Origin of the sequence: Sphingomonas sp. PP-CC-1A-547, assembly GCF_003610375.1 — a bacterium.
In the GTDB taxonomy this organism is placed as follows: Bacteria; Pseudomonadota; Alphaproteobacteria; order Sphingomonadales; family Sphingomonadaceae; genus Sphingomonas.
In genome coordinates this window covers 1-25,995 of the sequence record NZ_RAPZ01000016.1, presented here as the reverse complement: position 1 = coordinate 25,995, position 25,995 = coordinate 1, and the positions used below count along the sequence as shown (strand labels likewise).

General features: G+C 63.7%; 26 protein-coding genes. 16 read left to right on the top strand and 10 right to left on the bottom strand.

The window, feature by feature from the left end; all coding sequences use genetic code 11:
• Positions 1 to 157 precede the first annotated feature (157 nt).
• Complete coding sequence (locus tag C8J39_RS17510) at positions 158 to 1,588, bottom strand: IS1182 family transposase (RefSeq protein WP_120301621.1); 1,431 nt, start codon at positions 1,586 to 1,588, stop codon at positions 158 to 160.
• Between the two features lie 474 nt (positions 1,589 to 2,062).
• On the opposite strand from C8J39_RS17510, the gene C8J39_RS17505 reads away from it, so the two are divergent.
• Positions 2,063 to 2,569 (top strand): MucR family transcriptional regulator, encoded by a 507-nt coding sequence (locus C8J39_RS17505; protein WP_120301686.1) that lies wholly within the window; start codon positions 2,063 to 2,065, stop codon positions 2,567 to 2,569.
• A gap of 191 nt (positions 2,570 to 2,760) precedes the next feature.
• Here the strand turns inward: C8J39_RS17505 and C8J39_RS17500 are convergent, their stop codons facing one another.
• Entirely contained in the window at positions 2,761 to 4,206 is a 1,446-nt protein-coding gene (locus C8J39_RS17500; RefSeq protein ID WP_132833925.1) for a hypothetical protein, read from the bottom strand.
• A 539-nt stretch (positions 4,207 to 4,745) separates the two neighbouring features.
• On the opposite strand from C8J39_RS17500, the gene C8J39_RS17485 reads away from it, so the two are divergent.
• The 10 genes from C8J39_RS17485 (at position 4,746) to C8J39_RS17440 (ending at position 15,357) form a co-directional block, all read left to right on the top strand.
• Positions 4,746 to 7,022: a S8 family serine peptidase gene (locus C8J39_RS17485; protein WP_243650284.1), complete on the top strand. Its 2,277-nt coding sequence runs from the start codon at positions 4,746 to 4,748 to the stop codon at positions 7,020 to 7,022.
• Positions 7,023 to 7,164: 142 nt separating this feature from the next.
• On the top strand, positions 7,165 to 7,797 hold the full coding sequence (locus C8J39_RS17480) for a hypothetical protein (RefSeq protein ID WP_132833924.1): 633 nt from the start codon (positions 7,165 to 7,167) through the stop codon (positions 7,795 to 7,797).
• A 12-nt stretch (positions 7,798 to 7,809) separates the two neighbouring features.
• Positions 7,810 to 8,265 (top strand): hypothetical protein, encoded by a 456-nt coding sequence (locus C8J39_RS17475; protein ID WP_120301616.1) that lies wholly within the window; start codon positions 7,810 to 7,812, stop codon positions 8,263 to 8,265.
• A complete protein-coding gene (locus C8J39_RS17470) occupies positions 8,262 to 8,795 on the top strand; it encodes a hypothetical protein (RefSeq protein WP_120301615.1) in 534 nt (177 codons plus the stop codon). The genes C8J39_RS17475 and C8J39_RS17470 overlap by 4 nt, the downstream gene beginning before the upstream one ends.
• A 282-nt stretch (positions 8,796 to 9,077) precedes the next feature.
• Entirely contained in the window at positions 9,078 to 12,107 is a 3,030-nt protein-coding gene (locus C8J39_RS17465) for a MobA/MobL family protein (RefSeq protein WP_165895360.1), read from the top strand.
• Between the two features lie 242 nt (positions 12,108 to 12,349).
• Positions 12,350 to 12,910: a hypothetical protein gene (locus tag C8J39_RS17460; RefSeq protein WP_120301613.1), complete on the top strand. Its 561-nt coding sequence runs from the start codon at positions 12,350 to 12,352 to the stop codon at positions 12,908 to 12,910.
• 178 nt (positions 12,911 to 13,088) lie between these two features.
• Entirely contained in the window at positions 13,089 to 13,607 is a 519-nt protein-coding gene (locus tag C8J39_RS17455) for a hypothetical protein (RefSeq protein ID WP_120301612.1), read from the top strand.
• A gap of 127 nt (positions 13,608 to 13,734) precedes the next feature.
• A complete protein-coding gene (locus C8J39_RS17450; RefSeq protein ID WP_147420685.1) occupies positions 13,735 to 14,328 on the top strand; it encodes a hypothetical protein in 594 nt (197 codons plus the stop codon).
• Positions 14,325 to 14,594, top strand: coding sequence for a hypothetical protein (locus C8J39_RS17445; protein WP_120301610.1), 270 nt, complete (start codon positions 14,325 to 14,327; stop codon positions 14,592 to 14,594). Before C8J39_RS17450 ends, C8J39_RS17445 begins: the two co-directional genes overlap by 4 nt.
• A gap of 238 nt (positions 14,595 to 14,832) precedes the next feature.
• Positions 14,833 to 15,357, top strand: coding sequence for a hypothetical protein (locus C8J39_RS17440; protein WP_183038031.1), 525 nt, complete (start codon positions 14,833 to 14,835; stop codon positions 15,355 to 15,357).
• A gap of 264 nt (positions 15,358 to 15,621) precedes the next feature.
• Here the strand turns inward: C8J39_RS17440 and C8J39_RS18885 are convergent, their stop codons facing one another.
• The gene (locus C8J39_RS18885; RefSeq protein ID WP_132833922.1) at positions 15,622 to 15,987 is read right to left on the bottom strand and encodes a hypothetical protein; all 366 of its coding nucleotides are present in this window, start codon (positions 15,985 to 15,987) and stop codon (positions 15,622 to 15,624) included.
• A gap of 138 nt (positions 15,988 to 16,125) precedes the next feature.
• Between C8J39_RS18885 and C8J39_RS17435 the strand changes: the two genes are divergently transcribed.
• Together C8J39_RS17435 and C8J39_RS17430 are read left to right on the top strand one after the other, a co-directional pair.
• Positions 16,126 to 16,644, top strand: a complete 519-nt coding sequence (locus tag C8J39_RS17435) for a hypothetical protein (RefSeq protein ID WP_120301609.1) — start codon at positions 16,126 to 16,128, stop codon at positions 16,642 to 16,644.
• A gap of 1 nt (position 16,645) precedes the next feature.
• Positions 16,646 to 17,305 carry a hypothetical protein gene (locus C8J39_RS17430; RefSeq protein ID WP_132833921.1) on the top strand — a complete coding sequence of 220 codons (660 nt, stop codon included), beginning with the start codon at positions 16,646 to 16,648 and terminating at the stop codon, positions 17,303 to 17,305.
• Positions 17,306 to 17,717: 412 nt separating this feature from the next.
• Here the strand turns inward: C8J39_RS17430 and C8J39_RS17425 are convergent, their stop codons facing one another.
• The 7 genes from C8J39_RS17425 to C8J39_RS17395 all read right to left on the bottom strand — a co-directional run bounded on the left by C8J39_RS17425 (position 17,718) and on the right by C8J39_RS17395 (position 24,110).
• The gene (locus tag C8J39_RS17425) at positions 17,718 to 18,863 is read right to left on the bottom strand and encodes an alpha/beta fold hydrolase (protein WP_120301607.1); all 1,146 of its coding nucleotides are present in this window, start codon (positions 18,861 to 18,863) and stop codon (positions 17,718 to 17,720) included.
• 158 nt (positions 18,864 to 19,021) lie between these two features.
• A complete protein-coding gene (locus C8J39_RS17420; protein ID WP_132833920.1) occupies positions 19,022 to 19,414 on the bottom strand; it encodes a hypothetical protein in 393 nt (130 codons plus the stop codon).
• A 191-nt stretch (positions 19,415 to 19,605) separates the two neighbouring features.
• Positions 19,606 to 20,169 carry a hypothetical protein gene (locus C8J39_RS17415; protein ID WP_120301605.1) on the bottom strand — a complete coding sequence of 188 codons (564 nt, stop codon included), beginning with the start codon at positions 20,167 to 20,169 and terminating at the stop codon, positions 19,606 to 19,608.
• 71 nt (positions 20,170 to 20,240) lie between these two features.
• Complete coding sequence (locus C8J39_RS17410; protein WP_120301604.1) at positions 20,241 to 20,513, bottom strand: PadR family transcriptional regulator; 273 nt, start codon at positions 20,511 to 20,513, stop codon at positions 20,241 to 20,243.
• A 488-nt stretch (positions 20,514 to 21,001) separates the two neighbouring features.
• On the bottom strand, positions 21,002 to 21,463 hold the full coding sequence (locus C8J39_RS17405; RefSeq protein WP_082441320.1) for a VOC family protein: 462 nt from the start codon (positions 21,461 to 21,463) through the stop codon (positions 21,002 to 21,004).
• 357 nt (positions 21,464 to 21,820) lie between these two features.
• Positions 21,821 to 22,909 (bottom strand): nitronate monooxygenase family protein, encoded by a 1,089-nt coding sequence (locus C8J39_RS17400; protein WP_120301603.1) that lies wholly within the window; start codon positions 22,907 to 22,909, stop codon positions 21,821 to 21,823.
• Between the two features lie 307 nt (positions 22,910 to 23,216).
• Positions 23,217 to 24,110, bottom strand: a complete 894-nt coding sequence (locus C8J39_RS17395) for a LysR family transcriptional regulator (RefSeq protein ID WP_056025076.1) — start codon at positions 24,108 to 24,110, stop codon at positions 23,217 to 23,219.
• 76 nt (positions 24,111 to 24,186) lie between these two features.
• Between C8J39_RS17395 and C8J39_RS17390 the strand changes: the two genes are divergently transcribed.
• Genes C8J39_RS17390 through C8J39_RS17380 form a run of 3 tightly spaced genes read left to right on the top strand, consistent with a single transcriptional unit; the run spans position 24,187 to position 25,680 of the window.
• The gene (locus C8J39_RS17390; RefSeq protein WP_056409489.1) at positions 24,187 to 24,795 is read left to right on the top strand and encodes a pyridoxamine 5'-phosphate oxidase family protein; all 609 of its coding nucleotides are present in this window, start codon (positions 24,187 to 24,189) and stop codon (positions 24,793 to 24,795) included.
• Complete coding sequence (locus C8J39_RS17385) at positions 24,792 to 25,202, top strand: VOC family protein (RefSeq protein ID WP_120301602.1); 411 nt, start codon at positions 24,792 to 24,794, stop codon at positions 25,200 to 25,202. Before C8J39_RS17390 ends, C8J39_RS17385 begins: the two co-directional genes overlap by 4 nt.
• Before the next feature lie 13 nt (positions 25,203 to 25,215).
• Positions 25,216 to 25,680, top strand: a complete 465-nt coding sequence (locus C8J39_RS17380; protein WP_120301601.1) for a nuclear transport factor 2 family protein — start codon at positions 25,216 to 25,218, stop codon at positions 25,678 to 25,680.
• Positions 25,681 to 25,995 lie beyond the last annotated feature (315 nt).

The following is a 25,995-nucleotide window of genomic DNA, read 5'->3' as shown; positions in this document are numbered from 1 at the left end:
CGAGAACTCGCCGTCACATGGGCACGGACGTCTTTTGTTAAACGGTGGAGCTGGGCGCAAATATTTTTGAGTTACTGCCGTGGTGGCGCTTTGGTGGCGCTGTGGTGGCTTCAAGGGGAAGCCATTGAGCGCTGCGCAGCAGATTTGGCGCGCTTGATCAGGCCTGTACGGCCCTGATCAACCCCGGCACGCCGATGAGGGTAATGGCTCTTCTTAGATTGTAGGCGAGCGCGGTCAGACTGAACTCGGCGCGAACCTTCTCCAGCCCGCGCATCAGGAATGCGCCCTGGTTCATCCATTGCTTGATCGAGCCGAACGGGTGTTCGACCGTCTCGCGGCGAACGGCAAGAATATCAGGGCGCGCAACCAAGCGCGCCGCCATGCGGTCCAGCACCGCCTCGTTTTCCCAACGGTTGATGCGCCGCCAGCGACTGCTGGTACAGTTCACCTTGATTGCGCAGTCCGAACAGGCGGCGGGGTTGGAATATTGGATGTTGGCGTGGCCGCGCGTCACCGCGCGATAGCTGATGTCGAGGGTCCGGCCACCCGGGCAGTGGTACGCGTCCGCCTCGGCATCGTAGCGAAAGAGATCCTTAGAAAAACGGCCATTGGCGATGGCGCTGCCCCGTCTCGGCCGGGCAACGAAGGGTGTAATACCATTCGCCTCGCATGCTTCGATGTCCTCGCCTTTGTAATAGCCCATGTCGGCGACCACATCGATCTGCTCGACGCCTAGCGCGTCTTTCGCCGCCCCAGCAGTGGGTGCCAGCAGACCCATGTCGGTGCCGGCGTTGGTAACGTGCTGCTCGACGATCAGCTTGTGTTTCGCATCCACCGCTACCTGCGCGTTGTAGCCGACCGTGGTCTTTCGACCCGTGACCATCGCGCGCGCATCGGGGTCGGTTAGCGATATCTGGCTCTCGCCGCTGGCGTTCAGCTCGTGCAGCATCGCCTCCTGGGCCTGACGCCGCTCGCGCACGCTGGCGATCTTTGCGGCCAGTGCCCCGCTGCGGCCAGGCCCATGGCCATCCTCGCCGCGGTCGATGGCGTCCATCTCGGCAAGATACCCCTCAAGCCGCTCGTCGGCCGCGGCAATATACCTGGCCAGCTTGTCACGGGAGAAGTTGCGTGCCGGGTTGTTCACCGCCTTCAGCCGCGTGCCGTCCACCGCCAGCAGCTCGCGCCCGAACAGGTCGAGCTTGCGGCATAGGACGACGAAGGCGCGGAACACTGCCTTGAAGGCACTCCGGTTGTCGCGGCGAAAGTCAGCGATGGTCTTGTAGTCTGGCCGAAGCCCACGCAGCAGCCAGATCAGCTCGAGGTTGCGTGCCGCCTCGGCTTCCAGCCGTCGGCTCGACCGCACCCGGTTGAGATAGCCGTACAGGTACAGCTTGAGCATGTCGCCCGGGTCATAGCCTGGCCGCCCCGTCGCCTTCGGCCGCGACCGATGAAAACCGGACTCGCCCAGATCGAGGTCATCAACGAACGCGTCGATGAACCGAACCGGACTACCCGCTGCCACATAATCCTCTACCGATGCCGGCAGCAGCAGCGCCTGGTCGCGCGCATGACCCTCGATATATGCCATGATTACAGCATACGCCCGTCAGCAACCTTGTGGAATCACCCAGCGAGTTTTCGCACGGTCTGCGATCCTTTTCGAGAAAGGCCGCAGCATCAGACAACGTGCAATAGGCCATGTGCCTTGCTAATAATCAGACGGGCAGCTTTCCTTTCCATTGTCGGCATTCAGCGGCCCGATGTGCAGAAAACCCGGTCGTAATCACCATTGTGCGACAAACAGGTGTTTTGCGTCACATGGGTCGCGCTATTAAAGCGTAGGCCGAGCGCCGGATGTTTAGAGTGGTGACCGATCCGCGGATGAGATCAATCGTTGCCGATCAGGATTTTGCGGCACATCTGCCGATATTAAAATGGACGCTAGCATCGGCGCCGGCGGGAGGGTCGATTTGGACAACGTCTCAGATAACATCGCACGCAGTCTGAGATTGCCAGAGACCAATCCAATACCTAGATGCGCGTTCAGAAATGGAGCCCTGATATGTCTGACACTACCCTCGATCTGAACCCGGTCGAACTCGCCACGGAATTGACAATCGCCTGGTTAGCCAACCCCAACACGCGCACCAATGCTGACGACGTTCCGGCCTTCCTGAACAAGATGTACGAAACTGTTTCGACGCTGGTAGACGGAAACGCGACAGCCGCTGAACCCGAAGCACCCGCCCAGGAGTATACCCCAGCGGTGACGGCACGTAAGTCGCTCGCCAGCCCTGATCACATCATCAGCATGATCGATGGCAAGCCGTACAAGACGCTGCGCCGCCACCTCGCTACTAACGGCATGACGCCTGTGGAGTATCGCGAGCGTTATGGCCTGAAGGCTGATTACCCGATGGTCGCTCCTACTTATTCGGAAGCACGTCGCACAATGGCCAAGAGCATCGGCCTGGGTCGCAAGCCTGGCCAGACGAATGCAGCCAAAGCAGATGCCAAGCCTGCTCCGGCTTCGCGCAAGCGCAAGACCGAAGAAGCAGCAGCAGAGTAATTTATGGGGCTAGCTTCCTCGAAACAGGGAGCTAGCCCATGACTACGTACCCTTTACCGCTGACCGAACAGTGCCAATCAACGTTGATATCTATATCGTGACCTTGCCGTGCGATGACGCGAATTGTCTCAGAACCCGTCCCCCATCGGGTCTTTCCCATATTAGCTCTTTGAACAGGGCAAAACGGCGAATCACTGCTGAGCTATGCAGCCAGACCCGAGCGTTTCCGGTACCGCGACGAACCGCTTACCGACCGCCACATCAAGGTGTTCGAACACCCGGCGCCGCATCATCCAGGCCGGCGTGTCATCAACCGGCCCGGACCGGCCCGCCTTGGTCAGAAACAAAGAAACGGCATCGATGAACTGATCATCATGCCCGGGGTGTTCCGATGTCTCCCCTGCGCCAGAAGCGCGAGCACGCGATTTCCGAACGGAATAGTGGTCGGCGTCCTGAAGGACCGCGCTACGAAGCGCGTCCACCAAGGCACGAGAACGCCCCTTCCAGCTCGGCCGCAGGGTGCAGTCATGAAAGTCCGGCACCGATACTTGCGGCTGGGCATCAGCCTTCCGGGCGTGCGCTATGGCACCGCGCAGCAACGTCTCAAGCTGCTGTTCCATCTGCGCCAATCGCATCGCCGCCAATCCGACGATATGAAGCGGCAGCAGGTCGGCATACCAGAACTGGCTCATCTGCTTATTGCCGAAGGCGCCGTCCGTCTTGTCCTGCCGAACCTGTTCGAGAAACGGGTTGGCGGTTTGACTGCTGCGAACGCGAGCTTCCCGGACCACGGTATCGAGCGCAAACGGCCCATCGGTCGCGTGAAAATGGCTGGCCTGATCTGCCGCTCTCGCACGAATATCCTGAACCGCGGAAAGACGGCTTTTCGGCCTGGTTTGTGCGCCCCCCCCATCCCCACTGGTACGGTAGGCGTCGACGAACTGACGCAGCGCGCGATCGATCGGTCGAAACACCGAAACCAGCGTCGATGCCCGCATCCGCGCGGCGGCGCCGTTGACCAGCCAGCCCATGGGATTCGTCATCGTCCGCCGAGCGCGCGCAGCGGTCGCCTGGCAGTCGAACGCCGCCCAGATCAGCGCCATTCGGGTCAGAATGCGGATCGCGCCCTCATCGTCGAGCACCGGCGACACCCGGCGTTCCGCGATCATCGCCAACGCAAGCGCATGCTGGCCGCGTACGGCCGCGGCAAAGAATTTGGGATCCGTACGCCGGGCAGCCCATAGCTCGTCGACAAACCCCGTCAGGGCATTGAGCGGCGTGTCCCCGCCCGCCCAACCGCGTACACAGGTGTCGATCAGCGTCTCGTTGCCCTCGCGTGCCATCAGCCATCGACACAAGGCTTCGAGATCCTCGCGTGTCTCGGGCAGACGATCGGCGGGCAGCTCGAGGTAACGGGCCGTCAGCACGGCCATTTGCAGATCGTCCCATCCCTTTGGCCCGAACAGCAGCGTCCGCATCTGTTCGGGCGTCAGGTCGTTGCCGAAAATACTGTCCCGCAGCTGACCGACCGTCTGGTCAATATCGAACCCGGTCTTTGCGAGCGCGACCAAGACCTCACGCGCAAGGCGCACGAAATTGACCGATAGTAACCGGACGAGGTTCTTCTCCGCCGCCATGCTCAACCCGCCTTCCCCGCTTCGCATCACATGAAGCATAATCTTGCTTACGATTTTATGCCGTGTTGCGAAGGTCGGAGGATCACGACTTCGGGAACAAGGCGATTTTGAGCGCGTCCTTCGATCGTGCCCCGGCCTTTCGGGCGACTCGGGTCCTTGTCGGATCGCATCACGCGCGGGCGTTGCCGCGCCTGGACGAGCAGACCGGCCAATACCCAATCGCACGAAGTAGGCGCTGGCCGGACGATGAGCGCTTGAGATTGTTAACCCGCTCGGCGTACAGCCGTAGCGTTCGCCAGCAGGCGGACCGAGGCGTGATAACCTCGCTCTTAGTTGCCGAACGCCCGGCCCGAACCAGTTTCGGCCGGGAGGCGGACGCGTATGTCCAGGGCCTCCGGGCCTAAAGGCGTCCGCGCTCGTCTAAGAGCGAGTTATCAACTTCCGGCTCACGGGCCGGCACCGCCTCGTAACTTTTTGGGGCGGTGCCGCCGGCTGGGTTAGCCGACCGGTACCGACACGAACGGGGGTTCGGTGTGGGTATGTGCGACAATGGCCGTAGCAAACGGCTCACCATCATCAAGACTATCGCGGTCGTAACGGCACCGATGTTGCTGGCCGCCTGCGGTGGCGGCGGCGGTGTCAATTCGTCCGGCAGCAACGGGCCGCCACCTGGAACGCCGACGCCAACGCCCGCCCCAGCGCCGACACCCTCCCCCGCGCCCACTCCGACGCCAACGCCGACCGCCGCAGACAGCGCCGAGTACAAAGCCTCGGCAAGCGCCGCAGCCATGAAGGCCGCCTATGCGTATGACCGGGGCATAACCGGCAAGGGCGTGACGATCGCGGTCATCGATACCGGCATCGATACGAGTGGGGCCGAGTTCGCAGGGCGCATCTCGGCCGACAGCACCAGCTTCGACCAGAAGATCGCCCGCTGCGCGACCTGCGTCAGCGAGACCGTCCGCTACGACCTGAAGGACATCCAGGGCCACGGCACGCAGACGGCTGCGATCGCGCTTGCCGCGCGCGACGGTCGCGGCATGCAGGGCGTCGCACCCGACGCGACGCTGCTCGCGCTCAAGATCTCAGGGCCAAACCTGTCGAACGTCAGCCCGACCTCGGGGCCGGTGCCCGAGAGCGAAGGGCCGAACCCGGCACTGATCGCGCAGGCCATCACCCATGCCGTGACCAAGGGGGCCTTCGTCATCTCGATGAGCCTGAACGGCACGTCCGCCGGTCAATTCGCGGTCGACCAGCGCACGGCGATGGATCTGGTGCGCACGCAGAACCGGTTGTTCGTCCAGTCCGTCTCCAACTTCGTCGACGAGAACAGCTTCACCGGGCAGATCTCGCAGAACCTTGTCGGTACGGATCTGGCGAACAAGGACTGGTTCCTGTTCGGTATCCGCGTCGACAAGTCCCTGCAGGCTCCATCCGGCAACGGGCTGCCTGGGCCGCTGGCGGACCGGATGCTCGCCGTCGTTGCGGTCGATGTCCAGACGGTCGGCAAGGATGGTGAAGCGGTCACCATCACCGGCAACAGCTTCGCAGCGCCCGCGATCGCCGGGGCGGCTGCACTCCTGAAGCAATATTGGCCGCAACTGGGCGGCAGGGAAATCAGCCGCATCCTGCTCGACACCGCCACCGACCTCGGTGCAGCCGGGGTCGACGACAAGTTCGGGGCCGGCCTGCTCAACGTCGAAAAGGCGATGCAGGCGCAGGCCCCCGCCGCGTCGTTCACCGCCGCGCAGGCCGTGCTAGCGCGCTATGCGTCGCTGACGCTGTCGGCGCCGTTCGGCGGGGCGGCTGGCGCTGCAGCGCTGAACGACAAGGTCGGCAGCATGACGGTGCTCGACCGCTATGGGCGCGACTTCCGCATGACGGGCGCGTCCGGCATCCGCGCGCAGGGCTCCGGACTGCTGGCGGGTGCGATGCTGACGCCGATCGATCCGCCCTGGATGACGGCAGGCGCCAGCGACGCGCGCTTCGGCTTCGCCTCGCCCGTGACGACGACCGGGTATCTGCAAGGTGCACGCTCGAACCGGCCGGCGGTTGCATCCTTCTCGCCGGCGCGTGGGCAGACCGTCACGTTCGGGGCGAACGTCGCGATTGGTCAGGGCAGCAGTCTCGCCGGATCGCCGCTCCGCGGGATCGGCGCGACGCCGGTCGGGATGTCGTCCGCCTGGACCGGCGCCGGCTGGTCCGCGTCGTTTGCCTCCGGCACATCGCGCGATCGTCGCACGGCGCAGCGCACGCTTGCACTGGCGACGCCACTGGGGGTCGGAGTGGAACTGGCCGACCTCAGCGAGCGCGGCCGCATCCTCGGCATGAACGCCGGCCCCGCGTTCGGGCTGACCAGTGCCGCGACGACGATGGCGACGCTGACGATGCGCCGGACGCTGGCCGGCGTCGCATGGTCGGCGCGAGCGAGCGCCGCCACGACGCGGGTACGCGGAGGATCCGACCTGATGCGCTTCGCGCAGCCGGTGCTCGGCACCGCGTTTGCGTTCGAGGGCGCCCGCGGCCTGCTGGGCGGTATCGCGACATTCGGCCTGTCCTCGCCGCTGCGGGTCGAGCGCGCGCGTGCGACGATGCTGATGCCGGTCGCCTATAACCTGATGACGGGCACGCTGGCGACGCGCACCGCCTCGGTCGATCTGGCGCCATCGGCACGCGAGCTGGATATCGAACTTGGCTGGTCGGCCGCGCTGTCGCCGACCTCGTCGCTGCGCCTGGGCGTCGCCCGCGCGTTCGACGCCGGACACGTCGCGGGCGCCACCGATACGGCCGGGTTCATGACGCTGGTGCTCAGGTGAGCTGTCATCGCGCCGCCCGCGCACCGCCCGCCGGCTGACGCCTGCGCCGAGCACGGCCAAGCCGATCACGACCAGGACCTGCGACGCCGGGACGGCTTCCCGGCGAACGATGTCGCGCGTCAGCAACAAAGGACAATGCAAGATGATCAGGACGATGGCGATTCCCACGATGATGCTGCTCGCGGCATGCGGCTCTGCGACCGTGGCGAGCGAGGATGCGCAGGCGAAGACGGCTGCGGCCACGACAAAGCCGCTCGACATCGCCGGCATCCGCCCGGGCATGAAGACCACCGACGCGCTGGCGCTCGTCAAGCAGGGCGGCTGGGCGGTTCGCGCCAATCCCGGCGACAGCTGGGCGGAAACGGTCGAGCAGGCGGTCGCGCAACGCCTGCAGAAACTGCCCGCCACCTCGAAACGGACCGGCGTCTACAGCTACAGCGCCACCAAGGGCGAAGAGACCCTCTCGTTCAACATCGACCCGACACCGGATGGCGGTCGGGTCGGGCTGGTCCAGTACCGCGCACCGCAAGCGGGCCGTACCTACGCCCAGATCCGCACCGAGGTGATCGGGCGCTACGGTCCGTCGATCTATGGGCCCCGTCAGGCCGTATTGATCGCGCCCCGCGGCAAGGACGGTGAAACCCTGTCGCTCGAGGTGGACAGCACGGGCATGCACCTGACGTTGATGCCCGCCGCTGCCGCGGCCAGCGAGGCGCGCGCGGTGATCGACCGGGCGGTGACCGCCAGGGTCGGCAGCGTCGGCAAGTCGTTCTGAGGAGAACGGCGGATGGCCTACCTCTTCGGTATGATCCTGGGCGACGTGCTCGGCCGGATCGGGGTGTTCCGCGCGGCCGGTGCCGCGCTGCTGCTGGGTGGGGTCGGGTTCCTCGCCTACCGCCCGGTGGCGGCGAACCTCGATCCCGGGCTGGCGTACGGCGCTGCGGCCGCGGCACCGCTCGGCATGTTCGGTTGGGCGATCTGGCATCCGGCGGCGTCGCGGTTGCGGCTGTGGATCGTCGACGGCGTGTACCTCTCTGCGCGGCTCTCGATGTGGTGGGCGGGTCTCGCCTTCATCATCGGCCTCGCCGCAGCCGGCTTCCGTATCGACAGGTGGCTGAGCACGGAGTGGCCGCAGGCGGCGACCGCCGCGCTGTTCTGGCTGGTGCAGCGGGCGCTCGGCGCGCAGGTCGCCCGGTCGCACCGGATCATGGGTGACCGCAGCTTCATCGCGGTAGGCACATGAGCGGTCGGTTGGCGCGGCGGATCATCGCGGCATGCCTGGCGGTGCCAGCGGTCGTCGCTACCGCGGACGCTGCACCTCGGCTGGAGGCGGAGCGCATTACCGGTGCTGGCGCGAACGCTGCACCTCGGCCAGTGGCGCTGCCGACTACCGGTGCCGGCCTGAACGCGGCACGTCGGCCGGTAGCGCTGCAGGCGACCACGATGACCGACTGGCGCGCTGCCGGCCTTGACGGGACCGGCTGCTACTGGTCGCCGCGCCAAGGCGGTCCGATCCACTTCGTCGCAGCCGGCGGCAAGGCGATGACCAGGGTCAACGGTCGCGTCGTCATCCTCAAACCGCGCCAAGGCGCACGGGATCTATTCCCGTTCACCTACGATGCCTGGCAGTCCGGCGACCTGACGATCCGGGTCGTCGATAGCGCCCGCATCAAGGCAATGGGCTACGAGACCGTCACCACCGGCGCGCTGCTGATCGTCAGCCGCGCAGGTACGACGAGCCGCCTGCACGGGTCGCTCATCTGCGGATCGTGAAGCCTTGGCGAACCGCTCGAAAACAGGGGGACGGCCGCTTCGCGACCATGAAAGAGGAAAGCAGGAAAGCCAGAAAGAGCCCGGGCGAGAAGGAGAAGTCCGCAGGGTAGAAGGTTCAGGCGCAACAATGCAGATTGGCGGGTCCCAATCTGCCGTGCGCCGCCGAAGCCCTCAATTCGGGCTGCCGGCGGTGTCCTCCAGCCTGACGGCATTCCGGAAGGCGAAGACGACTGTTCGTCGGGGGTATTGCCCTTTTGAGGCCGGTCCGGGACAATGTTTACCATGGCGGACCCGGATATCAATGGCGAGGAACGCGCGGTATTCGCCCATCATGTGCAGGCGCTTCTGCGTCGGCAGCAGAAGGACGACCGCGATGCGATCGGCGCGACGTTAGGCCGCGCGCGCTTCCAGGTTCAGGGCGCAGACGGGCAGACCGCCAGTCCAACCAGGCGGGGTGGCAAGGCACAGGCCCACGAGCGCGTGGTCGACTTGTTCACCGCCAGTCCGCTGACCGGCCGCGATCGCCAGTCCGGCGGCTTCCGGGTGCCGCACTTCGACATGAAACCGATCACCCGGACCTACGCGCCAACGAGCGCCGGTGGTCACGTCCGTCGCGGTCACGAAGGTGCGGCGATGACGGCGGCTGCGCATTTCGACTATGTCACCAACGGCGCGAAGATCGGCATCGGCACGCATATCGACTATATCCGCCGCGAGACCGGACTGCAGGACCCCGCGGACGATCTCGTGCTCGACATGCTTGACGAGCAGGATTTGCGAAACGAGAAGAACCGGCTCGCCATCTTCAGCAACATACCCGGTGGCCTGACACGCCAGCGCAGCCTGTTCGAAGCGGCAGAACGTTACGAGTCCTCGCCCCGAACGCATCAGCTGATGGCGTCGACAGCGAGTGTCGAGGGCTTCGTAATGTTCGAGCGAATGGGCAGGGCACCGGGTTGGCTGCGTGCGATGACCAGACGCCTGCGCGAGAAGCGTGACGAACTGGAACGCAAGGCAGCCAAAGCGCCCAAGACGTTCAGGCATTGCGAAGTCGCGGTTGCCGACGTGACGGAACAGGAGGCCTATGAACGCCTTGCCTGGCTCGACGAATTTCCCGCCATCCCGGGCTTGTTTAGATGGAAACAGGGCCGCACTGGCCGCGTACAGCATCGCTTCGTCGGCGAACTGCCTGACGGCCTGTCGGCAAGGGATCGTCACGAGATCCTGACGCGGTTCTGCGGCACGCTCGATGCCGACGGCTGGATGGTGGTCGGCGCGATCCACCAACCCGATCAGCATAACGACCGCCGCAACTTCCACATCCATGTCGATGGGTATGACCGGCCAGCGCGGTGGCTGGACAAGGAAGGTCAGTGGGATTTCGACTATACCGAGCGCCGCAACGGAAAGCTCGTCCGGCCCTTCGCCCAGAACAAGGTGCGGTACGATGCGGCCATCGGCACGGACAGCTCGGGAAAGCCGAACATCGCGGCCATGATGCGTCACCGCTTCATTACGATCGTCAACGAGGTGGTCGGTGATCAGCCCGACATCGTTCGTTATCTGCACGGTACCTATGCCGACAACAACGTCGCGCTGACGCCGCTTGAGCATATGGGCAACCGAGCCGCCGGGCTGGAGCGCCGCGGGATCGTCACCGAAGTCGGATCGCGCAACGCGCGCAAGATCGTCGCCGACGAGGCCGCTGCTTGCGAGGCGCGGGCGACCGCCGCCGAAGCGGCGTTGAGCCATGAACTCGCGTTGACCCGATCGATACTGGCACAAAACCGCGACGCGCTCACTGCGCTCGAAGCTTACGAGGCGCTGGAACGTCGGCTCATCCGACGGCGGTTGCAGGCTGAACTTGCTGACGTCGTCGTTGCCATGGCCAGGTCGCGGGCCGACGCCGTGATCCGCGCGCTGACTACCGAACCCGGTCGCTCGATCAAGGCGAAAGCCGGTGACGCCGATCTGCTCGCCGCGGCGCGAGATCATCTCGCCGAGGTCGAACGTCATAGCCCGTCACAAGCGGAGCGTGATGCCGAACGCCGTGAACTGGCCAGAACGCAGACGCGTGCCAACGCCGAGTGGAACATCGTTCAGGCAGCTACAGGGCAGTCGCCGCAGAATGGGGCCCATGAGCCTGTGATAGAGTACCGGGCACGGGATCGCGCACAAGCACCTCCTGCCACCGCGCCGTCGCGGTACGACGACCAGAAACGCAACCGCCTGAGCGCCTGGCTTGAAAAGCACGCGAGCGACCCGGCTCTCATATTGATTGAGGGTGACGAGATACGATTGGGTCGGTCGGCGCCGCTGGCAATCGACACACTGATGCGCCAATTTGCCGGTAGCCGTCCTGTTCAACAGTTACTCTTGCGCGAGCGTGTGCGCCGTCAGGCTGATATTGCGAAAAGGGTCCGTAAAAAGCAGCCGGTCGAGACAATCTCGACGACAGCGTCTCCGATTATGATCCCGGTCGTAGAATGGAGGGTTCAACCGTTCGTCCCGGAACCGACACTTGAGGGGACGATATCGTCAACGGGACAGGCGCCGATATGGTTAGCTGACGAGAGCTCTGTAAACGACGTGCCGCCCTCGCCCGGCCCCCATCTGCCAGATCGGCCGGCGGTCGAGATTACTACGGCGCGCGAAGAAGCGAAGATCGCCCGTCGAAAGATTCTGGCTGAAGCTGGGCGCAGCCGTAATGAAGCGTCTCTGAAAGAGGCATGGGCACATTTATTCAGGAAAAGGGCGGCGATCACCTTCGATGGCGGTCGATACGCGATCGACCTGACAGGCCTTTCAGATCCGGAACGGCTGGCATTAATGCGTCTTGGTTACGACAAGGAACTGCAAAGCCGGTTGCGCGAACTGCATGCCAAGCAAGAGCGCGAGCGACCTGTTTTGCCGCCGCACGTCATTTCATCGGTGGCCCGAAAGGCCTGGGCGGCGATGGCGGCGCGACATCAGGATGTCTTCCCTTCCGGACCGCCTGCACAGATGCGAGCGGCCGTCGGTCTGCGCAGCGCCAAGCGCCTCGCCAATGCCCCGACGTTACGGGCCGCGAGAGCCATGGTTCCAGAGGCAAACGCCGGTATCACCCCGCGGGATTTGCTTGAAACCCATCACGCCGGGTCAGTTGCTGACGTGACGACGGCGAAGCCAAACCGGCCGAGGCATATTGGCGACGTCAGCACTATCGAAAAGCAAGCGCAAACGCTTGCGCCATTCCCGGGCGACGGAAAAGCAAAAGGCCCCTCGAAGCAGGTGGTTTTCGATCAGCGTGGCAAGGGGCCGCAGGAACGGTAGTTGACGCCGCTTCCGGCGGCGGAACAGCCCGGAAACAGCTAACCGCCTGCGTTGATCAAGCGCCCAAGGTCCGGGGCTTGCGCCGCCTTAATGCGGGCGCGCCTTCGTTGAGGAAGGCGAAGATAGCGCGGCCTGCCCGGCCGGAGATGGTTTGGAAGGTGCCTGGCGGCTGTGCCGTGAAGGCGAAATGATGGTGCGGGGTTTGCGAGCAGTCCGCCACTTCCGCGCAATGAGGAACTGCTATGTATATCGTAACGCGCGAGCGCGAGCTTGCCCGGGCGCGCGCCCTGTCCGGCGCGCTGGCCATCGCCGATCTTGCCGGCTGGCAGATCGACCGCTCGGTGCCGATCCTGCCGATGCCGTTTCGGAACTATCTCCACATCGCCACGGCCGAGCTGCTGCTGGTACCCTCGATCGAACCGTCGCGCGGCGATCTCGATACGGTCGAGCGCGGTACCCGCATCGCGCGGTGCGACGCGCTGGTCGTGAAAGCGTCGAGCGAAGGTAACAACACGTTGTACTGCGCGGTTGGCGAATGGCAGCGCCACGGCACCCTGTGGCACCATGCCCGCCGGCTGTGGCTGTCGAGCCGCAACGAAGCGTGGCTGGTCCCCGATCCGGACGAGCCCGAGGAAAGTGACGCCGTGTTCCGCCTGACCGGCAGCCGCCTGCGTCCCATGGTCCCTGCCCGTCTGCCCGCTACCGGTGCCGGTGCCGGTGCCGGTGCCGGTGCCGGTCGCAACTTCGCGTCCGGACTGGCGCGCGGCGATGCCTATATCGCGGCCGTGTGGAGCCAACGCTGACCAAGCCGCCTGCCGGATCGGTCAAGAGTTCGCAGGCGGCATACCAGCATCATAAGCACTATCGGCGGACGCATGCCGCGTGACGGCGGGAACCCGCGCGGTTCCCCCCAGCCTGCCGGGGGCCATGGTCGAGAGGGAGTATGGTCCCCGAACCGGGGATGAAAATCAGGAACAGGCTATGAGCATCCACAAAATCGAAACCGTCCGTCGTCACGTCGCCGCCGTCACGCAGATGTTGCTCTGCAACCGCACCATGAAGCCCGGCGCCGCGATCATCGCCGGCGATGCGCTCGGGATCGAAGGGCGCCTCGCCCTCGCCCACCAGGCGAACGTCAGCGGCCACGATCTGGTCTACCTGCATTTTGGCGACACGGCCGAAGGCTACGGCCTGACCAACATCTCGATCGTCGTTGCGCGGGACGGCATCTGTCTGGGCCAGACGGACTGCCGCCTGTACCTGCCGAAGGCTGGCGCGCGGGCGATGATCCTGCCGCAGGCCCATGTCCGCGGGCTCTTCCGCCTGTCGCCCGGCGAGTTGCTGCATATCGACCGCAAACCGGCCGACGCCGAGGACGGCATCGCACGAGCGAGCGCACGGCTCGCCAAACTGGTGGCGAGAGGGGTGAGCGTCGTTGGTCGCGCCGAGATCAACACCTACGCGCATGCAGCCTGCTACGGCACAGCTCAGTCGATCTGACGGTACGACCGGCGACGAGCCAAAAGGGGGCCTTCATTCTATAAAGCGCAGGACATGGCAAATTCGGACACCGGACATGAAATTTTCATCTGCGTGTCCGAAAAGGTCGATCCGTCCGCTTTATAGAGTGAGGAAGGCTATCATCTCAGCCATCGCACCGACACCGCCTGTGGTTCACGACCGCGACGACTTCTACTGCGTCGCCGAGGTCAGCCAGATGCTGGACGCCCTGACCGAACCGGACTGGAGACGGCTGTTGCGGTCGTCCCATTATCTTGCGCAGGGACACCGCATCCTTGCCGCCGACCTGCGGCAGGAAGCGTTCGTTCGCTCGCTCGACGGCCGCCGCCGGTGCCGGCGAAGCTATGATATCGTCAATTTCCTGATTGGTATCATGCGCAGCCTGACATCGCAGGAACGCGAGGCGGACCGCGACGGCCCTCGCGAAGTCGGCATCGATATGCTGTCGATGGCATCGGCCGCCCCATCCCCCGAGCAGGTCGGCCATGATGCGCTGCACTATCGGCGCACCATCGCCGCAGTCTTCGAAACGATCGGGTCCGATCCGAAGCTGGTCGCATTGCTGAACGCCGTCCTCGACGGTGCCAAAGGCACCGATCTGCGGACGCGGTTGAAGGTCGATGCAAAGGGCCTCGCCTCGCTGCGCAAGCAATTGAAGCGCAAGCTGGCGGGCGCCGCCGTGAACAGGAGCGTACCGTGACCACCCCGACCAACGAACTGACACAGTTGCGGCGACTGGATGACTTTCTCGAGGGCGAGGAAATCGACCTCGATGATTTGCGCCAGGAAATCAACCGAGCACGACTGCGGGTGGGTTTGCCACCCGCCCTGTCCGTCGATGCTGATCCGGACCTGACCTCCGATCCGCACGAAGACGTGCGCTTTTTTATTCAGGACATGCTGGACGAACGCGCCCAGGCCGATAGCGAGCGGGCAGACGATCCGCGCGATGGCGCGAACCGATGATCCTGCCGGTCGGCTACTTCATGATCCCAGCTTACCGACCGGGTGATATCGACGTCACGGCGATCGTTTAGACGTTACGAATAGTCCGGCGCTGGCGCCGCGCCGGTAAGGCCGCAAAGAACTGGGATAGGGGGGAGATGGGCACGTCGAGCCCCGAAGGTCGATGAAATAAGCAGACCCGAAGGTGCTTGTCCGAACCAGCCGGTTCGCGACGCTCAGCTCCGGAAAATCCAGACCTATGATCCCCCTGCTCAAGCCGGCGAACACGCCGCCGGGCGCGCTGCACTATTATGTTGCCGCCGAACTCCTCAAGAACCTGTCGATCATCACCTCATGGCCAGGCGGAGGGATGCCCGCTGACACCGTCATCCTGCCGGCAGCCCGCGTGATCCTGTCCTTCACCTGCGTGACCGGCCCCATGTTCCGGAACAAGGTTCATGACCTCGCTTGCGACTCGGCAATCGATGTCATCCTGCTGCGGTGTTGCCTGACGCCCGGTGACATCCTGCCGGTCACGGCCGATGTCACGCTGGCAGGCGGCGGCCTTGCCCCCTTCGACATGCATGACCTCAGCCTCTACCGTCACCGTGATCGCACGCTCTGGCTGGTTCCGGAAGCCTTTGGCGGCGCGATCCGGCTCGGGCACGGCGGTGCCGAGCTGTGCCTGGTACCGCCCTATGAAACGCACGTCGAGCGCGCCGACGGCCTCTACCGCTCCGCCAGCGAGCTCGCCGCCTTGCTCTATCCGTCGAAAACGAACTGATGGTCGGCAAAAGCGGCGCCGGCCCCCGAACGGGACGTCAGCGTCTGGATCGCTTGTGGCTGACGCTCCCACGACGCACGCGCCGGTCAAGGGGCAAGGCGGTCGGCGCTATGCCGCCGCTGATGCGGCGGATGATGATCCTCGTCGTCGTCGCGCTTATCGTTTCCGCAAGCCTGGGCGTCAGGTGGCACGATCAGCGGGGCGGCGGCGGTACGCGGATCGCGTTCGCCGTCGCTCGAACGATCTGCCCGACCGCAGCCGGGTTCACGAAGCGTGCAAGCGTGGCAGCAGGCGCCCACGCGATTGATCGGGCAGCACTGCGACGCCTTGGTGACCTAGTCTCGACTGGGTCACGGTGTACCGCCTTGCCCCGGCGATCCGGATTGGCAGGGTAGCGAACAGGCATAAGTTCCGAATGCTGAGGCTGGCTCGTGCACCTTGCAGCTTCGAGACGAGAATATTGCCCTCGTCACCCGTCCGCCGCCCGCCGCCCGCCGCCCGCCGCCCGCCGCGCGCTAGCACGACGGAGATGACGCCAACTGCGGCAGCACACACGTGACGACAGCGACGAGGCGAGACGGGCGGAATGACGCCGATCTCGCCTACCAGCGGATGCTGGCCGCCCGTCACGGGCGGTAAGGCCGGTAGCGCAGGACCGGCGACGGGCCGCCCCTGCCGGGGGAGTTGGGAATGGAAGGACGTCTCCTGAGAGCCGGATGAAATGAAGGCTGGAGAGCGAGACGAACTCCAAAAAAAGGCACCCTATCAATGAACACCACGAACCAGACGGCGGACACCATCGCGCGCGTCGCCCCTTCGCTTGTCCGCGACACGCGCGCAGCGCACGATAACCTGTTGCGGCAGGTGCAGCAGCGCGACGCCGAACCGGTCTATCACTACAGCATCATCAAGAACGTCGGCCACGTTCAGCTGGCGATCTCGACCTCCTATATCCCGGTCGACGACGAGACGGTTCATCAGACCCTGGGCGACGGCCGCGGCCATATCCTCATCGCATCGTCGGTACCGCACCGCCGCCTCGCGCGGCCGGTCTTCGACATCGTCACGCGTCGCAGCGGGCAGATCAAGCGCCGTAGCGGCTATCGGCTGTGGCTCGCCGCCGACGGTGACAGCGCCCTGCTTCCGGACCAGCCGGGTCGGCCGGTGTGGCGGGTGGTTGGCACCACCCTGGTGCGGGCGAAGGCTGCGCGCCTCAGCGAGGCCGAACGTCGCGAGGGATTTGCACGAGCCGACCGCATGCTCCGCCGTGTCGCGCGGGACGCCTGAGATGCCCCGCAAAGCAACGAACGCCGCGAAACCCGCGGCATCAGACGCCGGAACGGCGGTTCCTGCCGCACCCGGCGCAAGTGTTCCGGCCGCAACCCGCGACTATGCCAGCCAGGGACCATTCGCTGGCGACCTCGACGGCAGCTTCGGGATCATCCCGTGCACCTTCAAGTGCAGGCCCAACCGCATGGTCGATGTCGTCCACCGCCGCCTGGTCCAGTTCGGTCGACCGATGGTCGAGCCCTTGGCGCCGACCTGCACCCGCTTCGACGTGATCCTGCCGCCGCATGCGCCTGACGCGTGTTATGATCCGCTAGTGCTGGCACGGTTGATCGATGCGCAGCGCATGCCCGACCAGCAGGATCTCGCGATCCTGATCACGCTGCGCTTCGAGCATCACGCCCTGCTGCACCGCGGCTGGGAACTGGCGCGCGGCTTCGCGCTTCAGTGCCTCGCCACCGAGCGGGATACGCCGGTCGTCGCGGCGATGCATGTGCCTCAGGTCGCAGGCCGAAAGCTCAAGCCCCACGTTCACCTGATCGCCTCGTCGCGGCGTATCCTTGGCTCGAATTGTGCCGACTTCGTCACCGACCTCCTTGGTGCCGACGCGAAGGCGAATGCCGCCAAGCTGTGGTCCGACTGGCTTGCCGCAAACGCCTGATCGTCACTCTGCTTCCATCGCGACCTTCACCCCTGGCGAGCATAGTCTCGCCGGGGGTGTTGGGGGGCGGCATGCCAATCGACTAACGGGTCGGTGGATTGCAAACCTTGCCGCAACTGTCGGCCGCATGGACCCACATCCGGACGCTCGGCCCCTTCCCTCGCTTCACAACTTCGGACGCTGGTTCATATTTAAGAACGACCGATTTCGAAGCCCAGTTATCCGCTCGCGAATGTCGTTATGGTAGAAAAGTTAGGAATGCCTGCTTCTGCAGTTGGAACAGGCGCAGGGCCGATGATCGTGCATGTGGAGCGGACGGCGACTTAGCGCCGTCAAACGCCGGTTAGAGTTTGAGAACCGGCGCCCAGAAGCAGCAGCGGATTAATTAGTCGTCGAGCGGCGATAATGTACGTTACCGCACTTGTCCCATCCCCCTGCCAGTTTTCGACAACAGCGTGTCTCGAAGCCAGTCGCCAACGAGTGCCACAAGGCGAGGCGATCCGAGGTACGGGCCCAACTTCGACGCCTCATCCGGCGCACCGGTGACTGCGCCTTCCTGGAACGAGTGCCCGAGTCCGTCCAGCATCACAACTCGCGCGAGGTGGTTGCTCGCCAAAGCGGCACGTGCCGCAGGTGCGTCATCCACCACCGTATCCTTGGTCCCGTAGACCGCTAGAACGGGTATATGCAGGGCCTTGAGATCCGAGGCCGAGCGTAATTTGCTCCCTTTCCAGGCGTCTGGAACGTCGATCATCGTGAGCGCTTGTTCCGCCTGCGCCCGCGGGAACCCCGCTGCCTCGAACCGGTCGACAGCGTTTGCGCGAAGACGTGAGATCGTTGTCGCATCTCTGCTGTCCACGCGAGCCTGGAGCAAAGTCATAGCCGCATCCGCCGCCGGGCCGACGAGGGTGTCACGGCCGCCGACAACCATCTTCATCATCTGCCTGTAAAGCCCCTTCCTGACGTAAGGCAGACCGTCGCCAACATTGCCCGCCAGCGTCACCACGGCCGCAATGTTTGGATCGGCAGCCGCAGCCGCGGGCGCGATTACACCGCCCCCGCTATGGCCGACCAACGCAATGCGGCCGCCAGCGATATCTGAGCGATGGCGCATCGCCGCAACAGCGGCGGCAGCGTCTGCGGTCAGCCGCTCGGGATCCTCCTCATAGGTGCCGGTCGACTGCCCAACCCCGCGCTTGTCATATTCCAGAGCAGCTATACCGTCGGCCGACAGTCGCTTGATTAGCTCGGAGAAGCCGCCACGTTTATTGGGTCCATTCCCCTGAATCATCACGGCCAAGGGATAAGGACCTTTCCCGTGGCCTGCCGGTAGGTACAGCGTTCCCGCCAGAACAACATCCGGTTCGGATGAAATGCGAACATCGGCGGCCATCGGTCCGGGCACAGCCAAGCCAACGCCGTTCGGCGAAGGTTTGCCGACAGCTGCCTGTGACTGCGCGTCTATGCCGCCCGCGATGCCTGTCGCGGGAAGCAAAAGCAGGGCTGTTAATAGCCGTATGGTGGACCCCCAGAACATATCAGTCATGGCTTTCATCATTGCTCCACCTCCTCACTGTGCAGCACGGCCGGTATGCCATGCCGAAGTCTTTCCACCGTTCGCTGCCGAACTACCGCTGGTGGCATTCGGCAGCCCTCGCTCCGCGCTATCGAAACATATGTAGATTTAAGAGTCAAACTATGTTGGTTGGGGCCAGATCATTCATGCGAATTAACAGACGTCAGCCTTTTAAAGACATAGGGTGTCAAACCCTCATGAAGCGTAAGCTTTGTCGCTGAAGGTAGCCTGTCGAGCCGCAGCTTGCGCACCGAGCGCGTTCCGTCCACGTCGAGCCCTTGATCGGATACGGCGCCGACGTCAAAGCGTGGCAAGATGTACGGTCCTTCTGCATCTCTACCGACAATGTATGATATGGTTTGCCGATCGTTCAGCAGCATCTCGCCGTCGGCGAGCTTTATCGTGCCGCAGAAGTCGTTTGCGAACAAGCCGTTAGCGCTGGCATCAACAACAGGCGTACGAAGATAAAGAAATAAAGCAACAAGCAAGATAGTGCCGGTTGCAACGACACCTATGCTAATTACACGTCTCATCTTCGCTTCCCCTTTGCGTGTCGGACGCTCTTTCCTCTCGGCCCGTACACGGCCTCGGCGTTTCGTCCCCCCCCCCGCTTTGAGCCTCACGCCGCTGGTGCTAGACACACAACAACATATGTAGATTTATGAGTCAAGTAGGTCTGCAGAGGCCCAGTCAGTCGCGTGAGTTGTTGAAGGGTTCCTACAAGCTACCGAGCAAGCAAATCGCGCGAGGCGTCTGCAAGAACTCGCGCGTGCCACCGCGAAATAGATACCACGGCCACAAATTCGATCGCCAGCTCCGCGACTTGCGCCCTCAAGGACGACAAATCGAGCATCAATACGCCCATAAATAGCGACAGCGTGATCATTGCCGCTCCAATCAGCGTGCCGCACTTCACGATGCGCGGCCAGTCCCCCTCCACGAGCATCCATGCAAGAGATAGGTGCGCCATGCCGAGCAGAAGCCACGTGATCAGCAAGACCGGGATCGCGCTGTTCTGGGACCAGATCAAATAGAGGTTCGGCCCGTCGCTGGCGCTTGGGTTGCCGAAAGGCGTACCTTCCGCCGAGGACAGGAAGCCGACCGCCTGCTGGAACTGCATAGCTGCCATCGGGATGAGTACTCCCAAGGCGAGCGCGTAGGTCGCAACGATTAGTCGCCCTTCGCTGTGCTTCCCGATTTCGCGCCACGCTGCGAACAGGCAGCCGAGGGCGAACAGGAATGGACGCCGATCCTCCACCGCGGCTTCGAACTCCGCTTCCATGGCCATCGCCCACGTTCGGCGATCCGAGCCGAGAGACCGACTGGCCAATGCCAGCAAAGCCCGCGACACAGCTGCTGTCACGCGAAGGCGGCCTTGGTGAAGGTCATTGGGCTGGCGGATGTTGCCGTCCGCGCAAATGCCACTCCAGCATTCGTCAAACGGTACGCATGTCGAGCAGGACGGCCGGGTTGTTCCGGTTCGCGCCACTCGGCCTCGACAAGCCCCTGGTCGGTCATGCGGATCAGTAGCGGGTACAGCGTTCCCGACAGGAGCCCCGTTTCTTTCATCAGATCGTAGCCGTGGCGCCACCGCTGCGTATGCGCCGCCAGCGCTTCCAACAAAATCAGCATTTGCTTCGATGGTCGACGATTACGGCCCATGCTCCTACTCAACCTAAGTAGAGTTATCTGTCAACTGCCGAGCTGGCAGTATGGACCTGCTATCCGCCGTTCTGGCGGTGGTGCCTGCCTGCTGGCGGTCAGCGAACGCGCATGTCACACAGCGCCAAACTGTGCGCTATGCGGTAACAACGGGGATCGACCAATTTGATCCGTTCAAATGGCTGAACTTGATCACGGTCTGCCATCATGAAGCGAAAAGAACAAACTGCCGAAGTTGGGACAGGGAAGCACCTAATGGATGATCGATGGCTGGCGAAACACGCGCTGCCTTCCGGCTTCCGGCTAGACCCACTTGCGGTCATTCGCGGCCTCTTTCTGGCTCCCCAACTTCTGCCATCCATTCAGTATTGCAGCAGAGAAGGTGCTGAGCCTCGGCCCTGCACGCTGACTCGCCAGCTTTCAAAGGATGATGAGGCGGCAAAGCTTTTGCCGGCCCATTAACGGGCTGTCGGCTGCATAAGCTCTATCGTGATATGATCGGGGCCTGAAACGTAGGCCACCAACGTTCCCTTCCGTGGACCACCTGGGATCGGCAGCGGATTACCTTTCGCCTTCCATCCTGCTGCCTCGACACGGGCAATGGCGACATGAATGTCCTTTACGGTCAGAGCCAGGTGGGCCGCTCCGATCGATCCCGCGCCGCTGGGCACCGTCCCGTTCTGGAGCCCGTTTGAATATTCCAACAGTTCGACCACGTAGCCGTCTTGTGCCTTGACGATTGCCGTTCTCACTTTCGGATCATCGACACCTGTCACCTGATGCAGGAAGTCGCCCCCCATCTCCGATTGCCGCTCAAGTGTGAAACCGAGCGCTCCCGTCCAGAACCGAACGGCTTCGTCCAAAGAAGACACAGCGAAGCCTGTGTGGTCCACGGCAATTACGTTTGTGGCGTCCGTCATTACTGCCCTCTCACTGGTATGCCGCCCGTGCTTACCACGCGACCGTTCACCATCGTAAACCGCTTTCCCTAAACCCTTTCCCGCATACACTTTCCCAACATGGGCTGGTGGACACGGAGAAACGGAAAGGCTTTGAGCCTTTTAAAGCAGCGAGTTCTAGGATGCGAAAGACCTTGGGAGCAGACGAGCGTGATCATGCAGCGATCAGGCGACCAGCGGCCGTGGAGACCAACAAAAGGACGCCCGCGCCCCTTACCTTGCTTCTTAACTTCGGGCGCTGGTTCATCATGATTTGAGGCTTTCAGTACGCTGAAAGGTCTGCTTATACGGCTTCTAGTGGGGAAACGGCCAGTCCGATCAAGGAACGTCGCAACGCTCAACCGAGCCTCTAATCCGTCGCAATTCAAATTCCTCTCGCAGCACCATGACCAAGGCTGCTGCCGGCATGGCACGAGAAAGCGGCGCACCTTGCCCCGCCCATTGCGCTCCGAAACCGTGCTCGCCTTGCGCCTTGGCAGCCGCGTGCAAGGCCTTTCCCGCATCATAGGCGATAGGATAATCAGGCGGTCGGCGTTCATCAACCGACTGACTCAGAGCCGTGAACCGGTTGGCCAGCGCACGCGCGGGTCGACCAGAAATTAGCGAAGTGAGGACGGTGTGGTAAGCGCCCTCACCGGTGAGGGCCGCCCGGTATGCATCGTCTGCGGCCGACTCCGGGCACGCGACAAAGGCAGTTCCCAGTTGCGCTGCCGATGCGCCCAGGTCGAGCGCCGCGGCGATGCCGGCGCCGTCCATTATCCCGCCAGCAGCGATGATTGGTAGGTTGTTCTTGCGCACCAGGAGCCGGGTCAGCGCGAATACGCCGAGCGCGTCGTCAGGCGCGATGGGGTCGAAGACACCCCGATGCCCGCCAGCCTCGATCCCTTGCGCGACCACCGCATCGATCCCGGCGGCCTCGATCGCGTGTGCTTCGTTGAGGCTCGTTGCGGTCGCCATGAGATAGATACCACGCGCTCGCAACGCCGAGAGCACGTCGGCGGACGGCAACCCGAAGTGGAAGCTAACCACTGGCGGCGCGAGGTCGAGCAGTACCGCCACCATGTCGGGATCATCTGCGAAGCTCTTGTAGATGGTCATGAGTGCCGTCGGGGGTTGTGCGCTGTACTCGGCGAACAGCGGGGCAAGCCAATCCAGCCATTGCGCTTCCCGCGACAGATCGGCCTTTGGGCCAGCGTGGACGAAGACGTTGACGTTGAACGCGCGGGTCGTGCTGCTGCGCACCTCCTCGATCATCGCCCGTGCGCCGGCGGCGTCGGTCGCGCCTACTCCGATCGATCCCAAGGCTCCCGCCTCGGATACCGCTGCCGCCAGCGAAGGTGTGGCGACGCCTGCCATCGGCGCCTGGATCAAGGGCACCGAGAGTTCAAACCGATCGATGAGAGACATACCTACGCCGGATCCGGTTATGAACAATTGTCCGCTTATGACTACGCCAGCGCATTAAGTGAATGGCGCCAGGTGGGCTAGGTGCGGATCGTCTGCCCTTCAACCGCTCCGACCCAGAAAGCGACATTGCCGAACCGCTCTCGCCCATCCACACATTTGCAGTTCGTTCAGGCGCCGGCGACGCCGCGATCAATGGGCGAACGCCGCCGGAACGCCGCCGGCCTGCGTTTGAGCCTTCACCGGGAGGAATGCTGAAATGGAAATCTGCCGAGCCTTCGCCGCGAAATAGCTTGTCCGGCGGTCCCGGTCAGGACCACACGCCCCGCCGCCCCTGTTCCCGCATCGCGTCGATGAACACCCTGACCGCGGGCATAGCGGCTCGACCGGGATCATAGAGCAGGCTTACCGGCATGGCGGACGGAGCATGATCGGCCAAAACCTCAATGAGTCGCCCGCTCGCGATATGCGCGGCCGACTGGTAACTCAGTACATTGGCAAGGCCGACGCCTGCTTCCGCAGCAGCGAGGATCGCATCGATGCCGTTGACGGTCAGGCGGGGGACGATTTCCAACAGCCTCTCGCCGCGCGCGCCAAACGACCATCGGGTGCCGGCGCGCACACCGCTACCCATGATACACCGATGCTGGGCCAGATCGCCATGATCGATGGGCAAGCCATGTTCGGCAAGATAGCCCGGGCTTGCCACGATGGTCTGACGGACCGAACCGATCGTCACGGTGCGCAGCGTGCTGTCCGCCAGCGTCCCGATCCGCACCGCCACATCGACACCCTCCTCGACGATGCGGACATTACGATCGAGCAGCATCATGCGCGCGTTGAGGCCGGTGTGGCTGGCCAGCAGCGCGCTGATGACCGGCAACACATGCAGCCGCCCGAATATGACCGGCGCAGTTACGTAGAGCTGCCCCCGGGGAACCGAGCGACCGCCCATGGCGATCTGCTCCGCCTCGCGAATGTCCGCGAGTATGCGCCGCGCCCGATCGAGCAGGCTTGCCCCGTCGTCCGTCAGGGACACCGCTCGCGTCGAGCGGTGGAACAGCGTCACGCCCAGATGCCGCTCCAGCGCCGCGACCGCACGGGTCACGGCAGGAGGCGACAGATTGAGGACGCGCGCCGCAGCCGCGAAGCCGCGCTGCTCTGCCACCGCGACAAAGACGGAAAGGCTCTCGAAGCGGTCCATTATTCCCCGTATCGCAATAGTCCGTATCAGTAATTGCGAATTATCACATCGCGGGCAACTCGCCATCCTCGTGGCCATGGCGCAGGCATATCTCCACACCCTTTTCGGACCACGCGCTCGCGCGCTGCAAGAAGCAGCGGGGTCGCGAGCGTCCTACGCACGCATGGAAGCCGGCGCGGAGACGGTCGACCGGATTACGGCCAAAGAACTTGCGTTCATCGCCGCCCGCGACAGCTTTTACCTGGCGAGCACGTCCGAAAATGGCTGGCCCTATGTCCAGCATCGCGGCGGGGCAACCGGCTTCGTCCGACACCTCGGGGGCAATTGTTTCGGGTTCGCCGACTTTCGCGGCAACCGACAATATCTCTCCGTCGCGCATATTGCGGCCGACGACCGGGTTGCGCTGTTCTTAATGGACTATCCGAACCGCCGGCGCCTCAAGATCATCGGCCATGCCCACGTGAGCAAAGACCCCGCCGTCATCGCAGCGCTCATGCCGTCCGGCTACGCGGCCGAGCCGGAGCGTGGCTTTCTGATCGATGTCGTCGGGTTCGACTGGAACTGCCCACAGCATATCACGCCGCGTTTCACCGAGGCGGAAGTGCGCCGCACTTCCCAGCCGCTCATTGACGAGATTGCGGTGCTTCGAGCCCACATCGCTCAACTTGAACGGGCAGCATCATGACCAGCAAACTCACACGCGGCGTCCACCATGTCGGGCTAACCGTGCCCAACCTCGATCAGGCACGCGCCTTCTTCTGCGACACGCTCGGATTCGATGAAGTAGGCGGCGTGCCCGACTATCCTGCTATCTTCGTATCGGACGGCACAATCCTGCTGACCTTGTGGCGCGCGGCCAACCCCGTGACGGCCCGCGCCTTTGACCGGCGCGCCAATATCGGTCTCCATCATCTCTCGCTCTCGGTCGCCGACGATGCTGCACTGGCAGCGGCGTGGGCCGCCGTGACGGCGCATCCAGAAGTCGTGGTCGACGCAGCGCCGGGCGCCATCCGTCCCGGATCAACGGCGCGCCACTTCCTGATCCTCATTCCGGGCGGGATCCGTCTGGAGTTTGCCACGCCCTTTGACTGAAAGGATCCGTTCGATGCCACGACTGCCCCTCCCTCCCTTCACCCATGAGACTGCGTCGCTAAAGGTCCGCGCCGCCGAGGACGGCTGGAACAGCCGCGATCCAGCGCGGGTCGCGCTCGCCTATACCGAGGACAGCCAGTGGCGAAACCGGTCTGATTTCCTTCGGGGGCGGGATTCTATCGTCACCTTCCTAACCGCAAAGTGGCGTCGCGAGCACGAGTATCGGCTTATCAAGGGCCTGTGGGCGCATGACGGCGATCGAATTGCCGTGCGCTTCGCCTATGAGTGGCATGACGATGCCGGCGCGTGGCATCGCTCCTACGGCAATGAGAATTGGAAATTCACGCTCGATGGCCTGATGGCGCGCCGGATGGCGAGCATTAACGACGTTCCGATTTTCGAAAAGGGGCGACTGTTCCACTGGCCGCTCGGGCCACGGCCCGAGGATCATCCGGGGCTGGAGGAACTTGGGCTGTAGCTTCAAGCCGTTGTTTTCCTACCGGTCTTGGTTGATGCGCCGTCGGCCAGAGTGTGGGTGGGTTCCCGACGCTGAGAGGCCGACAGAAAACTGAAAGGCGGCGCCTGTCAGGAAGCCGCTGACGCTGAATAATGCTGTCATCGACCGCTCAGTTGCTGGGAGGACCCACAAGATGGTGTATCGCGGCGGCTGCATTTCGACAGCAGATGAGATTTGCAGCCCCTTCACGTACGATGCCTGGATCGGGGTCGACCTGACCTCGTGCATCGAGGGAAGGAGTGAGAGCGATGACGCATTTCGTGGGTCTGGACGTCT